This window comes from Streptomyces purpureus (assembly GCF_014648195.1).
Lineage (GTDB): Bacteria > Actinomycetota > Actinomycetes > Streptomycetales > Streptomycetaceae > Streptomyces > Streptomyces purpureus.
Window position 1 is genome coordinate 228,488 of sequence record NZ_BMQQ01000002.1, and the last position, 12,977, is coordinate 241,464.

Annotated in this window: 9 protein-coding genes; 5 read left to right on the forward strand and 4 right to left on the reverse strand. The window is 70.9% G+C overall.

Going from position 1 to position 12,977, the window contains the following annotated elements:
* Nucleotides 1-110: 110 nt before the first annotated feature.
* Nucleotides 111-1,196, reverse strand: coding sequence for a LacI family DNA-binding transcriptional regulator (locus IEZ01_RS04770; RefSeq protein ID WP_189200033.1), 1,086 nt, complete (start codon nt 1,194-1,196; stop codon nt 111-113).
* Between the two features lie 191 nt (nt 1,197-1,387).
* On the opposite strand from IEZ01_RS04770, the gene IEZ01_RS04775 reads away from it, so the two are divergent.
* The 4 genes from IEZ01_RS04775 (at nt 1,388) to IEZ01_RS34670 (ending at nt 6,831) form a co-directional block, all read left to right on the forward strand.
* On the forward strand, nt 1,388-3,316 hold the full coding sequence (locus tag IEZ01_RS04775) for an amidohydrolase (protein ID WP_229832681.1): 1,929 nt from the start codon (nt 1,388-1,390) through the stop codon (nt 3,314-3,316).
* Nucleotides 3,317-3,654: 338 nt separating this feature from the next.
* Nucleotides 3,655-4,011: a VOC family protein gene (locus IEZ01_RS04780; RefSeq protein ID WP_028798091.1), complete on the forward strand. Its 357-nt coding sequence runs from the start codon at nt 3,655-3,657 to the stop codon at nt 4,009-4,011.
* Between the two features lie 50 nt (nt 4,012-4,061).
* Nucleotides 4,062-5,591, forward strand: a complete 1,530-nt coding sequence (locus tag IEZ01_RS04785; RefSeq protein WP_019890148.1) for a helix-turn-helix domain-containing protein — start codon at nt 4,062-4,064, stop codon at nt 5,589-5,591.
* 217 nt (nt 5,592-5,808) lie between these two features.
* The gene (locus IEZ01_RS34670) at nt 5,809-6,831 is read left to right on the forward strand and encodes an excalibur calcium-binding domain-containing protein (protein ID WP_229832683.1); all 1,023 of its coding nucleotides are present in this window, start codon (nt 5,809-5,811) and stop codon (nt 6,829-6,831) included.
* A 74-nt stretch (nt 6,832-6,905) separates the two neighbouring features.
* Here IEZ01_RS34670 and IEZ01_RS04795 read toward each other — a convergent pair whose 3' ends face one another.
* The 3 genes from IEZ01_RS04795 to IEZ01_RS04805 all read right to left on the reverse strand — a co-directional run bounded on the left by IEZ01_RS04795 (nt 6,906) and on the right by IEZ01_RS04805 (nt 11,766).
* The gene (locus tag IEZ01_RS04795; protein WP_189200034.1) at nt 6,906-8,450 is read right to left on the reverse strand and encodes an MFS transporter; all 1,545 of its coding nucleotides are present in this window, start codon (nt 8,448-8,450) and stop codon (nt 6,906-6,908) included.
* Nucleotides 8,451-8,535: 85 nt separating this feature from the next.
* A complete protein-coding gene (locus tag IEZ01_RS04800) occupies nt 8,536-9,261 on the reverse strand; it encodes a GntR family transcriptional regulator (protein ID WP_189200035.1) in 726 nt (241 codons plus the stop codon).
* A 147-nt stretch (nt 9,262-9,408) separates the two neighbouring features.
* Nucleotides 9,409-11,766, reverse strand: a complete 2,358-nt coding sequence (locus tag IEZ01_RS04805) for a collagenase (protein ID WP_189200036.1) — start codon at nt 11,764-11,766, stop codon at nt 9,409-9,411.
* 228 nt (nt 11,767-11,994) lie between these two features.
* On the opposite strand from IEZ01_RS04805, the gene IEZ01_RS04810 reads away from it, so the two are divergent.
* Nucleotides 11,995-12,834, forward strand: a complete 840-nt coding sequence (locus tag IEZ01_RS04810) for a helix-turn-helix transcriptional regulator (RefSeq protein WP_040875209.1) — start codon at nt 11,995-11,997, stop codon at nt 12,832-12,834.
* Nucleotides 12,835-12,977 lie beyond the last annotated feature (143 nt).

Below are 12,977 nucleotides of genomic sequence, written 5' to 3' on the forward strand. Positions count from 1 at the left end.
GCCGCGATGGCTCCTGGCCGATCCGCTAAGGTAAGACTTAGTTAGGTAACCCTTACCGGTGGCGCGGCTGCGGTGCGTCTTTCGGCAGATATCTCGATGTCGAGATAACTCTAGTACATCCCCCCGCCTCGCGACGAGGCACGCACCCGTAGGGCTGCGGGAACGACGACCGGGTGGGGTGTTTCGGCCTGCCCGGAGGCGGCGTGCCCGGACCCGGCGAGGCCGGATTCGGGGTGCCCGGGGGCGCCGGCGAGCTGGGGATTCCCGGCGAGCTCGACCAGGCGGGCGAGCAAGGTCACGGCCGTGCTCGCGGTGATCTCGGGGTGCAATGTCACCGTGCTCACGGGCGGGTCGGTCTCCGCGTACCCAGGATCCTCGCTGGCGCACACCAGACGCAGCGCATCCGGTACGGCAAGTCGGTGGCGCCGGGCCGCGGCGAGGAGCTGGCGGCCGCCGGGGTCGTAGAGGGAGTAGACGGCGTCGGGCCGCTCCTCGGGGCGGCGTCCGAGCAGCGGGTCGAAGGCGTGGCCGTCGGTGTCCGACGGATCGAAGTCGACCAGCAGCGGCGGCTCGCCCCGCTCGGCGCACCACTGCTCGTAGGTCTCGGTGACGGTGTACGTGTAGTGGTCGTGGCCCCAGCCCGCGTGCAGTGCGACATTGCGCGAGCCGGCCGCCGCGAGATGGCCGAGGACCTCACGGGTGGTGACGCGGTGGTCGTTGTCGACCCACAGGTCGCCGGGGAGCGCGTCGGCCGGGACGCCGTCGAAGACGACCGGGATGCCGCGGGCGCGCAGGGCCCGCAGCACCGGGTCGCCGGCCGGGCTGTCCACGAGGAGCATGCCGTCGACGGCGAGGGTGTGCCAGAGCTCCTCGGCGCCACGCTCCGAGGGGAGAGTGGTCAGGGCGTAGCCGTGGGCGTGGGCCGCGGCGGTCGCGGCGGTGATGGCCCGGGAGAAGAAGGGGATCTCGGCGAGGTCCCAGGCGACACCGGCGTTGGTGGTGACGGCGAGACCGAGCGTGCGGGTGCGCGGAGCCCGGGACGGCCCGTACCCGAGACCGGTGGCGAGCGCGCGGATCCGCCGGCGGGTGGCCTCGGCGATCCGGCCGGTGCCGTTGAGGGCGTGCGAGACGGTGGCCGTCGACACCTCGGCGGCGCGGGCGATGTCGGCGAGGGTGGGTCCGGACACGCGCGTCATCGTACGGATCCGGTGGCGGCGGGGGCAGCGCGCGGAGGGAATTCGTCGTCCGGGGCGTCTTCTGGTTAAGGGGTTAATCACGGAGTGTTCGGGCCATCGGGGCCGGGGCGTGTGCGGCGTTGGTGGGTTGCGTCCTCCCCGCTGCTTCCGTTCCGCGGCTGTCCGTTCCGTGCTCTTGTCTGGAGTGGTCCATGAGTTCTTCTGAGTCCCGTCCGTCCCGGCGTTCCCTGCTCGCGTCGTCGGGGGCGGTGGCCATGGCGGCCGCGGCCGGTGTGGCCGCGGGAGGGCCCGCCGCGGCGGCAGGTCCGGCAGCCGGTCCATCGGCGGGGCACGGGCGGCGCGGGTCCGCCGCGCTGATCGTGCATCACGCGCGGGTGTTCACGGGGCTGCCCGGCGGTCGGCCGGTGGAGGCGGTGGCCGTGGGCCGGGACGGGCGGATCCTCGCCACCGGTCGCGACGGCGAACTGCGGCGCCTGAGCGGCCGGGACACCGAGGTCGTCGACGCCCGGGGGGCGACGGTGATGAGCGGGATCCATGACGGGCATGTGCATCCGCTGGGCGCCGGGAAGCGTTCGCTACGGCCGTCGCTGGAGGGGGCCGAGACCACGGAGACGGAGCTGCTGGGGATCCTCACCGGGTTCCTGGAGGACTCCCCCGGCCAGGAGCCGGACGGCTGGCTGGTGGTGGAGGACTGGAATCCGGTGGGTCTGCTGCCGCAGGGCACCGCGCCGCATCACACCCTGCTGGACAGGCTGCCGACGCGTCGGCCGGTCGCGCTGGTCGGCGGGGACGGCCACAACATCTGGGTGAACGGCCGCGCTCTGCGGATCGCCGGAATCGACGCCTCGACGCCGGATCCGGTGGGCGGGAAGATCGTGAAGGGCGCGGACGGTCAGCCGACCGGGGTGCTCAAGGACGACGCCCAGCCGCTCGTGACACGTCACATTCCGGAGCCGGACCCGGCCGAGCTGACCGCCGCGTGCGCGCGGGCGCTGGAGCGGGCGGCCGCCTCGGGCGTGACCACGATGATGGACGCCTGGGTCGGCCGCGGTGAGCTGATGACGTATCAGGCGCTGGCCGCGAGCGGGAAGCTGCCGCAGCGGGTCGTACCGGCCATCCGGATCGAGGCGGACCAGGCGAAGGATCCGGCCGGCGCGTTGGCGTACGCGAAGGGTCTGCGGCGCGAGTTCGAGGGCGTACGGGCGCTGCGCTTCGGCATGGTGAAGGTGTTCCTGGACGGGGTGATCGAGCACCCCGCGCAGACGGCGGCGCTGCTGGAGCCCTATCTGGACGGCGCGGGACGCCCGACCGACAATCGGGGCGAACTATATGTTTCCGCCCTGGATTACGGGCGTCTGACGGCCGCGTTCAACCGGGCGGGGTGGCAGATGCACGCCCATGGGCTGGGCGACCGGGCGGTACGGACGGCGCTGGACGGATACGCGTGGGCGCGGCGCGCGACCGGTCTGCGTGACACGCGCAACGCGGTGGCGCATCTCCAGCTCGTCGACCCGGCGGATTTGGGGCGGTTCGCCCGGCTGGGAGTCGTGGCGTGTATGCAGCTGCAATGGGCGGCGCAGGACACCTGGACGATGGAGGCGCTACTGCCGTACATCGGTCCGGAGCGGCACCGCTGGATGTATCCGGCGCGGAGTCTGGAGCGGCAGGGCGCCCGGCTTTCGGGCGGGTCGGACTGGCCGGTCGACGCGCTGCAGGTGTGGAACCAGATCCGTACCGCGGTGGACCGGCGTGGCGCGCACGGTGAGGGTGAGCTCTACCGCGAGCTGGAGGGACTGGACCGAGGCTCGGCGCTGCGGATGCACACGTACGGAACGGCGTGGCAGCTGCGGATGGACCGGCTCACCGGGACGGTGCGGGAGGGCCGGGCTGCGGACCTGGTCGTGCTGGACCGCGATGTGACGCGCTGTCCGGTCGAGGACATCAGCGACACGCGGGTGGAGCTGACTCTGGTGGACGGGCGGGTGGTGCACGACGCGCGCTCGGAGTCCGGCCGGGCCGCGGCGGCGGGGCTTGCCCGGGCGGCCCAGGGCCCGCGTCCGGCGTCGTACGAGGCGGTGCACGGGGACCGCCACCGGGCGTGCGGCTGCGGCGGGCACTGACACGGCGCCGGGTGCGGCGGGTGCTGACACCGCGCAGGGTGCGGCGGGTGCGGCGGGTGCTGACACCGCACAGGGTGCGGCGGGTGCTGACATGGCACGGTGCGCGCGCGGCGCGTTGACGTGGCACGGGGTGCGGCAGACACTGACACGTCACCGGGCGCGGCAGGCACTGACGCGTCACGGGGTGCGGCGGGCGGTGACATGGCACGGTGCGCGCGCGGCGCGTTGACGTGGCACGGGGTGCGGCGTGACATGCGACACGCCGCACGGTCCGCGGCCCAACCCCCGACGGCGGCGCAGCGATTGCCACCGCCGTGGGGGCGGCCGAGGATCGGCGCATGTTCAGTGGTTCACATGTGATCCTCTACACACCCGACGCGGAGGCCGACCGGGCGTTCCTCAGGGACGTGCTCGGCTTCGGCCATGTGGACGCGGGGCAGGGCTGGCTCATCTTCAAGCTGCCGCCGGCCGAGGTCGCGGTGCACCCCAGCTCCGGTGAGCCGAAGCACGAGTTCTATCTGATGTGCGAGGACATCGCGGCTGTGCTGGCGAAGCTGGCCGAGCGCGGGACGGAGATCTCACGGCCGGTCAGCGACCAGGGCTGGGGGCTGCTGGCGTCGATCCGGCTGCCGAGCGGTGCCGAACTGTCCCTGTATGAACCCCGTCACCCCACTGCGCACGGTCTGCCCCACTGATGGGCCAGCCCAACGCGATCACCATCTCATATCTGAGATAGCCTGCGGCCATGGCAGACGACTACCTCGTACGCATCGGCAAGCTCATCCGTGACGCCCGGCAACACCGGGGCTGGACACAGACGCAGCTCGCCGAGGCACTGGCCACCAGCCAGAGCGCCGTGAACCGCATCGAGCGCGGCAACCAGAACATCAGTCTTGAGATGATCGCCCGCATCGGCGAGGCGCTCGACAGCGAGATCGTGTCACTGGGTTACGCAGGACCCATGCACCTGCGCGTGGTCGGCGGACGCCGACTCTCCGGTTCCATCGACGTCAAGACCAGTAAGAACGCCTGCGTGGCGCTGCTGTGCGCAACGCTGCTCAACAAGGGCCGTACGGTCCTGCGCCGCGTCGCCCGGATCGAGGAGGTCTTCCGGCTCCTGGAGGTCCTCAACTCCATCGGCGTACGCACCCGTTGGATCAACGACGGCGTGGACCTCGAGATCGTGCCGCCGGCCCAGCTCGACATGGAGGCGATCGACGCCGAGGCGGCGCGTCGTACCCGTTCCATCATCATGTTCCTCGGGCCCCTGCTGCACCGGCTCGACCACTTCAAGCTGCCGTACGCCGGCGGCTGCGACCTCGGCACGCGGACGATCGAGCCGCACATGATCGCGCTGCGCCGGTTCGGCCTGGACATCACGGCCACCGAGGGCCTCTACCACGCCCAGGTGGAGGCGTCGGTCACACCGACCCGGCCGATCGTGCTGACCGAGCGCGGCGACACCGTGACCGAGAACGCGCTGCTCGCCGCGGCGCGCCACGACGGCGTCACCGTCATCCGTAACGCCTCCTCCAACTACATGGTCCAGGACCTGTGCTTCTTCCTGGAGGCGCTGGGCGTACGGGTGGACGGCATCGGCACGACGACGCTGACCGTGCACGGCGTACCGCACATCGACGTGGACGTCGACTACTCCCCCTCCGAGGACCCGGTCGAGGCGATGAGCCTGCTGGCGGCCGCGGTGGTCACGGAGTCGAAGCTGACGATCCGCCGGGTCCCGATCGAGTTCCTGGAGATCGAGCTCGCGGTCCTGGAGGAGATGGGCCTGGACCACGACCGCTCGGCCGAGTACTCCGCGGACAACGGCCGGACCCGGCTGGTCGACCTCACGGTCCGCCCCTCCAAGCTGGAGGCGCCGATCGACAAGATCCACCCGATGCCGTTCCCCGGCCTGAACATCGACAACGTCCCCTTCTTCGCCGCGATCGCCGCGGCGGCGCAGGGCCAGACGCTGATCCACGACTGGGTCTACGACAACCGCGCCATCTACCTCACCGACCTCAACCGCCTCGGCGGCCGCCTCCAGCTCCTCGACCCCCACCGCGTCCTGGTCGAGGGCCCGACCCGCTGGCGCGCCGCGGAGATGATGTGCCCTCCGGCCCTGCGCCCGGCGGTGGTGGTCCTCCTCGCGATGATGGCGGCGGAGGGCACGTCGGTGCTGCGCAACGTCTACGTCATCAACCGCGGCTACGAGGACCTGGCGGAGCGCCTGAACTCGGTGGGCGCGCAGATCGAGATCTTCCGGGACATTTAAGCGCAGACCGCCCGAACTCGGGAACGACGAAGCCCCCGCCGCGGAGCGATCCGAGCGAGCGGGGGCTTCGTCGTCTCCCGAGTCAGCCCCCTGCCTGGAGCGTGCGGGGGCCTCCCGCGGGGAGAGCCGGACCGGTCAATTCACGTATTAAGCAGTAGAAGTGTGAACTTTCTCTGTATGTTGAGCGCCGCTCGCTTCACTGCTCAGGGAGCTCCCTATGACGCAACCACCACCCGGCTATCGCCACCCCCAGCCGTCCCCGCCGCAGTACCCGTACGTTCCGGTCCCCGTCCGGCGCTGGTGGCAGCATCCGGCGCTCGTCATCACGGCCCTGGTCGTCCTTCCGCCCGGCGGCATCGCGCTTGCGTGGCTTAGCCACTGGAGTCGGACGAAGAAGATCATCGCTACGGTCCTCGCCGGTCTGTGGTTCTTCACGCCCTTCCTCGGCGACCCGCCGAAGGAGCAGAAGGACGATGCCAAGCCGAAGGCCGCGGTGACGGCCGCCGCCACCACCGCACCCAGCCCGTCCGTGAGTCCGTCACCCGGCGGACCGGCCAGCTTCGTGGGTCAGAACCTCAAGAAGGCCAAGGGGGCCGCGTACGACGCCGGGTACAACGCCATCTCGCACGATGCTTCGGACGGCGACGTCGGGCAGTGGGACGACGACAACTGGAAGGTGTGCTTCCAGACGCCGGCGGCCAAGAAGGTCGGCACGATGCCCACGCTCGACTTCGGTGTCGTCCGCAACGAGTGGCCGTGTCCCGCGAAGGACGGCGAGCCCATCCCGTACCCGAAGATGCCGAAGGTCGTCGGGCAGAGCTTCGAGAAGGCGTCCGAGCAGCTCAAGCCTCTCGCTTTCCAGGCGATCGAGGCGGAGAGCGCCTACACCGACGTCACCGTACCCGCCACCGTGGACGACTGGACGGTCTGCTTCCAGGAGCCGAAGGCGGGCGAAGAGGTCGAGTACCCGAAGACCACCACGGCGCACCTCAAGGTCACCGCACCCGGCACCGCCTGCCCGAGGAGCGAGCACACCGAGCTGCACCCCGATCCGACGCCGCCCAGCACGGGCGGTGACGACTCGGACGACTCCAGCTCCTCGTCGTCCGGCGGCGGCAGCGCCTACTACGAGAACTGCGACGCCGTCAGGGCCGCCGACGCGGCCCCCATCCGCCGCGGCGAGCCCGGCTACCGGCCTGGCCTCGACCGGGACGGAGACGGTATCGCCTGCGACAGGTGACGACGGGCCCCGCCCAGCCCCCGCCTCCGGCGACAACCGGATCAGGCGGGGGCCCTGCTGCGTCATGGAGCAGGTCAGGGGACCGGGCCCGCGCCGCCCTTGAGGCGTTCGATGTCGGAGGGGCGGACCTTGATGGCGGTGAGGGAGACGATCAGGGCGACGACCGCGAAGGCCGCGGCGACGATGAAGCCGGCCGAGACGCCCGAGGCGAGAACCTCGTCGCCCCAGGGTGGCGGCAGTTGGCCGGTCTTCGCGAACAGGGCCTTCTCCAAGGGGGACGCCTGAGCGAGGAAGGAGGGGAGCTGGTCCTCCGCCTCGTTGCGGCTGACCGTGCCGAAGACCGTGACCAGGATCGACAGGCCCAGCGAACCGCCCACCTGCTGGGTCGTGTTGAGCAGGCCGGACGCCGCGCCCGCCTCGTGCGGCGCGACGTTGGAGAGGGCCATCAGGGTCAGCGAGACGAACATCAGGCCCATGCCCGTGCTGAACACCATCATCGGGCCGAGGATGGAGCCCGCGTACGTGGAGTGGACATCGGTCAGTGTCAGCCATGACAGTCCGGCCGCGAGGCACAGCGAGCCCAGCACCATGAAGGGTTTGGGCCCGAACCTGGGCAACAGCTGCGAGGTGACGCCGGCCGCCACCGCGACGACCGCGCTCACCGGCAGGAACGCCAGTCCGGCCTCCAGTGGGCTGAAGCCGAGGACCTGTTGGACGAACAGGGTCAGGAAGAAGAACATGCCGAAGATCGCCGCGGCCAGGCAGAGCATGATCCCGTAGGTGCCCGCCCGGTTCCGGTCGGCGAACATGTGCAGGGGTGTGATGGGCTGCCGCGACCTGCGCTCGATCAGGACGAACGTGACCAGCAGGACCACCGCGACACCGAACGAGGAGAGGGTCAGCGCGTTCCGCCAGCCCTCCTGTGCGGCGCGGATGAAGCCGTACACCAGCGCCACCATGCCCAGCGTGGACGTCAGCGCGCCCAGGAGGTCGAAGTGGCCGGGATGCCGTTCGGACTCCCGTACGTGGCGCGGCGTGAGGAAGGCGATCAGCAGCGCGATCGGCACGTTCACGAAGAAGATCCAGCGCCAGTCGAGCCATTCGACGAGGACGCCGCCGGCCAGCAGGCCGATCGCGCCGCCGCCGGCGGAGACGCCCGCGAACACGCCGAAGGCGCGGTTGCGTTCCGGTCCCTCCTCGAAGTTCGTGGTGACCAGGGAGAGCGCCGTCGGGGAGGCGATCGCTCCGCCGACGCCCTGGAGGGCACGGGCGGCGAGCAGTTGCCAGCTGCTCTGGGCGACTCCGCAGAGCAGGGACGCGAGGCCGAAGAGCAGCACGCCGAAGATGAAGACGCGGCGCCGGCCGAGGATGTCACCGGTGCGTCCGCCCAGCAGCAGGAGTCCGCCGAAGGTCAGCGTGTACGCGTTGACCACCCAGGACAGGTTGGTGGTGGAGAACTCGAGTGACCGCTGGATGTGCGGGAGGGCGATGTTCACGATGGTGATGTCGAGGACCACCATCAGCTGGCATGAGGCGATGACGAAGAGGGCGATGGCTTTGCCGTCACCCCGCTCGGGGGCGGCGGTCGTGGCCGAGTTCGTCTGCTTGCGAGTCCTCATGGCGAAATCGCGCTCTCGCGAGAGCCTGCGGGCGGGGCCGCCCACCATTCGACCGTAAGCCCCGCCCCTGACCCCCACCAGTCGATCAAGACGCCCCGCGCGCGGCCCCCAGCGTGCGGCGTGACCTGCGCTCCACCGGCTCGTCACGGGCCCGTGCCCACAGGGAGCGGACATGGCCGAGATGGCGGGCCATGCAGGCCTCGGCGGCCTTGTCGTCGCCTTCGAGCATCCGGTCGAGAAGCTCATGGTGCTCCTCGGCGGAGGCGACGAGCAGTCCGCGCTCGTCGAGCCCGGTCAGGCCGTAGAGACGGGAGCGTTTGCGCAGGTCGCCGACTGTCTCGACGAGCCGGTCGTTGCCGGCGAGGCCGAGCAGGGTGAGATGGAAGCGCCGGTCGGCGTCGAGATAGCCGATGAGGTTGTGCGCCCGGGCGCTGGTCACGATCTCGTCGGCGATCGGCCGTAGTTCCGTCAGCTGGGCAGCGGTCGCGATCCTGGTCACCCGGCCGACGGTGGGGACCTCGATCATGGCGCGGAGCTCGGTGTACTGGTCGAGATCGCGCTCGCTGACTTCCGTTATCCGAAAGCCCTTGTTCCGTACGGGTTCGACCAGGCCTTCCCGGGCCAGGTCGAGCATCGCCTCACGGACCGGGGTGGCCGAGATCCCGAAGTCGGTGGCGAGGCCCGGCGCCGAGTAGACCTCGCCGGGGCGCAGCTCCCCGGCGATCAGGGCGGCCCGCAGGGCGTGGGCCACCTGGTCGCGCAACCGCTCCTGGACGGTGGCCAGTTGATGCTGTTGCAGATAGCCGCCCATGGCGCCCTCCGTGGTGTGGTGACGAGTGGACGTACGATCTCACGGAAGGGCGACGGTCCGAATTGTCCTGTGGACAACGCGAGACCGGGGCGGACGAATCCACCCCGGTCCGACGTGCGGTCGAGCGGGTCCCGCGGTGCTCCGGCGTCAGCTGCGGAGCGGTCCTTCGCAGGTGTACGGGGAGGTGCCGGCCTTGCGGTCGCTCCAGATCTCGACCTCGCCGAAGGAGCAGTTCATGTCGGCGAGATTGGTGGACGCGGCGCCCGCCCGGTCGAGGATGAAGTGGTCGACGGTCTCGGACATGTCCTTGAAGACCCGGTCCGGGCTGCCGGCGTCGCCGAGGTTGGCGGTGATGCGGCCGGTGCAGATGAAGCGCGGCTTGCCGGTGTCACCGTTCTCGGTGCACTCGGGTGTGTTGTACGTGGCCGTGGCGAAGGAGGAGCGGACGGCCGCCACCGTCGAGTCGCGCAGCTGGTCGTTGGGGACGTACTGGGTGTCGGGCACGAACAGCTCGTCGACCTTGGCGATCTGGGCGTCGAGGAAGGCGTCGTAGCCGCGCTGGATTGCGGTGTCGTTGCCGAGCCGGTCGCGCCAGGAGTCGAACGCGGCCGGGTTGTCGGCGCGCAGATGACCGTACATCTCCCGGAGCAGAGCGGGCCGCTCGGTCCACAGGTACTCGAAGAAGGTGCCGGCGTAGCTGTAGAAGCGGAATCCGTCGCCGTCGTACGTGGCGTGCAGCAGCTGGTCGACGGTCATGCGCGGGCCGCCCTGTGCGGTGTCACCGATGACACTCTTCACCAGGGACTTGCGGACGGCGACGCCGTTGTCGCGGGTGGCCCCGTCGAAGAACTCGGCCGTTCCCTCGTCCATCGCGGTGGTGCGGTCGTTCTGGTACCACGGGCCCTCGCCGAAGTAGCCCGGCACGGCGAAACGGCCGTTGAGGTAGTGCACGTACTCGTGACGGAACAGCTCCTCCAGCGTCAGGGAGGAGTCCTGCGGCACCCGCCGCTCGTAGGTGTAGAAGGTGGCGCCGCGCTCGATGTAGATGCCGCCGTTGTTGGTGTCCATGCCCGTGAGGATCGGGTGGTAGTTCTCGTAGTCGGCGCGTGAGCCGTACAGCACGATGTTCAGGATGGTGTTGGTGTCGCCGGCGAGCGGGGTCTCGCTGCCGAGCACGCGGTGGAACTGCGCCTTGACCTGCTTGCTCGCGTAGTAGAGCTGGTCGACGGTGGCGCGGTCGAGACCGGTGCGGACCTTGATGGCGCCCTTGTCGTAGGTGTACGTGTACGGGAAGATCTGCCGCTCGATGTCGGCCTTGCAGACGCCGTACGGCTTGCAGGCCTCGTAGAAGTTCAGCCAGGACACGAGCTTGGCCCACGGCTGGCTGCCCTGGCCGAAGTCGCGGGCGACGGGGTCGAGCAGGGCGCCGAGGTCGGCCACGACACCGTCGCGGAGCCCCGCCACCTGCCCGAAGCGGCCGTACTCGGAGAGGGCGTCGCGCACCACCCAGGCGTTGTCGGTGCCATTGAGGTGGGTGTATCCGGCGAACTCCTTGAACGCCTCGCGGTAGCGCAGGTCCCGGGCGACGGCCGCGTGGAAGGCGGTGTCGCGGTTGCCCGGGTAGACGCCGAGGTAGTTCACGGAGAGCGCGGCGAGGGCGGCGTTGCCCCAGCGCCGGTCGGCGTGCTGGTTGGAGTGGTACTGGTCCATGGTGGCCAGGACCTTCTTGATGAGCCCGAGCTGGTGGTGGCGCAGGCCCGGCGCCGATCCGGTGTAGAGCGCCTCGCGCAGGGTGTCGGCGTTGGTGGGGGTGACGCGGAAGGTACGGGCCGCGGCGCCGAAGTCGGCGATGGCGCGGCGCAGTACGTCGACGGTGGGCGCGTCGGTGATGTCGATCTCGTCGCGCGAGAAGTCGTGGTACGCGACGGCGTGGAGATAGGTGAACATCTCCAGCAGATGGGTGCCGTTGCGGCCGTCGTGGGAGGCGGCGCGCGCGGATATCCGGCGGCCGACGGCCTGGACGTGGGCGTCGGACATGACCGGGGTGAGCCGGGCGTCCCAGGTCCAGATCACGTCGCGCAGACAGCCGTCGGCGGTGACGGCCGGGTCGGCGAGGAAGTCGGCGAACTGCTCGGGGCCGAGGCGGGTGACGCCGTCGAGCGTGCACGGCACGGCGGCGGCCCGGGGCGAGGCGGTGCGGGCCGCGGGCGGGGACTTGGGGGTCTGCGGGCCCGGGACGCGGGCCGAGGGGTGGCCGCCGGGAGCGGGGGCGGGCTGGAGGGTGCGGCGTGGTGCGCGGGCGAGGCGCTCGACCTCGTCGTGCGGATCGGCCCCATGGGCCCCGGGCGCCCCGGTGGAGGCCGGGTTGGAGACGGCGGCGGACACCGGGGCCGGGACGGCCACCGGGGCGGGTTGTGCCTGGGCGCTCTGGGCGAGCGGACCGAGCAGCGCCGCGGCGACGGCCGCGGCGAGCAGGGGTCTGTGCTTGGTTCTGGACTGGAACACCTACGACTCCTCTGGGGAGGTGGGGGAGCGGTGCATGTCAGCGGTGCGGGCGGAACAGAGGCAACTCGCCTGGCTCACGGTCGAGTTGAGACATGAGGGGCGGTGTGGCCCCAGCAGTAAAATAGTAATGTGAAATTGCACTGACAAGCCCCTGTGCTCTCCCTCTTCTTCACCTCCCCGGAACATTCGTCCAAGACAGGGTCCGCCCAAGTAGGCGACCGTAGAGGCATGCACAGCCACGAAGCGGGGGTCGCGCCCACCCGCACCCCCATGGATCGCGACGCCGAGAACGGCTGGGAGGTCGCCCGGCCCGCCGGAGGACCGTCCCTCGACGGCGTCCGGATGGCCGGGTTCCGGGACCGCGCCGCCGCCGGGCTGGACATGCACGTGCTCCCCCAGCCCGCCGTGGTCGTCGTCATCGGTCTCGGGGACGACCCGGTCACGGTGGAGTGCGCCTCCGGTCACCGGACCATGAGGAGCCTCGTCGCCTCCCTGTCGCCCGGTCCGGCCCGTATCCGCGGCGAGCGTGTCGAATGCGTCGAGGTGAACCTGTCGCCCCGGGCCGCCTACGGGCTGCTGGGCGTGCCCCCGCTCGAACTGGACGGTTCACTCACCGGACTTGAGGATCTGTGGGGAGGGCACGAGCGACGCCTAGGCGAGCAGTTGGCCGACGCCGTGACGTGGCAGGAACGCCTCACGCTGGTGGACGGGTTCCTCGCCCGGCGCGCCGAGCGGGGGCCGTCGATGTCACCGGAGGTCGCGGCGGCCTGGGCCACCATCGTGGCGCGCCGAGGCCGGATACGGGTCGGTGACCTCGCCGCGTCCTGCGGATGGAGCCGGAAGCGGCTGTGGTCGAGGTTCAGCGCCCAGATCGGCCTCACGCCCAAGCGCGCCGCCATGCTGGTCCGCTTCGACCACGCCGCCCGGGCGCTCCGCGCGGGCGAGAGCGCCGGCTCCGTCGCCATGGCGTGCGGTTACGCCGACCAGCCCCACCTCCATCGCGACGTCCTGGCCCTCGCCGGATGCACGCCGGGCGCCCTGGCCGACAGGACGACGACCGCCGACTGATTCTCGATCAGGCCTGCGACCACACATGCGATCCGAGCCGCGCTCAGGCCCCCCACCGGACCCGCGGCCGGACCGGAAGAACCGAAGCCCCCGGCGACGCGCACGAGCGCCCGCGCCGGTCCACGCACGTACCACCACACCCA

Bases quoted from the DNA above. Each gene is read 5' to 3' on its own strand.
- IEZ01_RS04775 (WP_229832681.1), top strand. From the start codon at position 1,388: ATGAGTTCTTCTGAGTCCCGTCCGTCCCGGCGTTCCCTGCTCGCGTCG.
- IEZ01_RS04780 (WP_028798091.1), top strand. From the start codon at position 3,655: ATGTTCAGTGGTTCACATGTGATCCTCTACACACCCGACGCGGAGGCC.
- IEZ01_RS04770 (WP_189200033.1), bottom strand. From the start codon at position 1,196: ATGACGCGCGTGTCCGGACCCACCCTCGCCGACATCGCCCGCGCCGCC.
- IEZ01_RS34670 (WP_229832683.1), top strand. From the start codon at position 5,809: ATGACGCAACCACCACCCGGCTATCGCCACCCCCAGCCGTCCCCGCCG.
- IEZ01_RS04795 (WP_189200034.1), bottom strand. From the start codon at position 8,450: ATGAGGACTCGCAAGCAGACGAACTCGGCCACGACCGCCGCCCCCGAG.
- IEZ01_RS04800 (WP_189200035.1), bottom strand. From the start codon at position 9,261: ATGGGCGGCTATCTGCAACAGCATCAACTGGCCACCGTCCAGGAGCGG.
- IEZ01_RS04785 (WP_019890148.1), top strand. From the start codon at position 4,062: ATGGCAGACGACTACCTCGTACGCATCGGCAAGCTCATCCGTGACGCC.
- IEZ01_RS04810 (WP_040875209.1), top strand. From the start codon at position 11,995: ATGCACAGCCACGAAGCGGGGGTCGCGCCCACCCGCACCCCCATGGAT.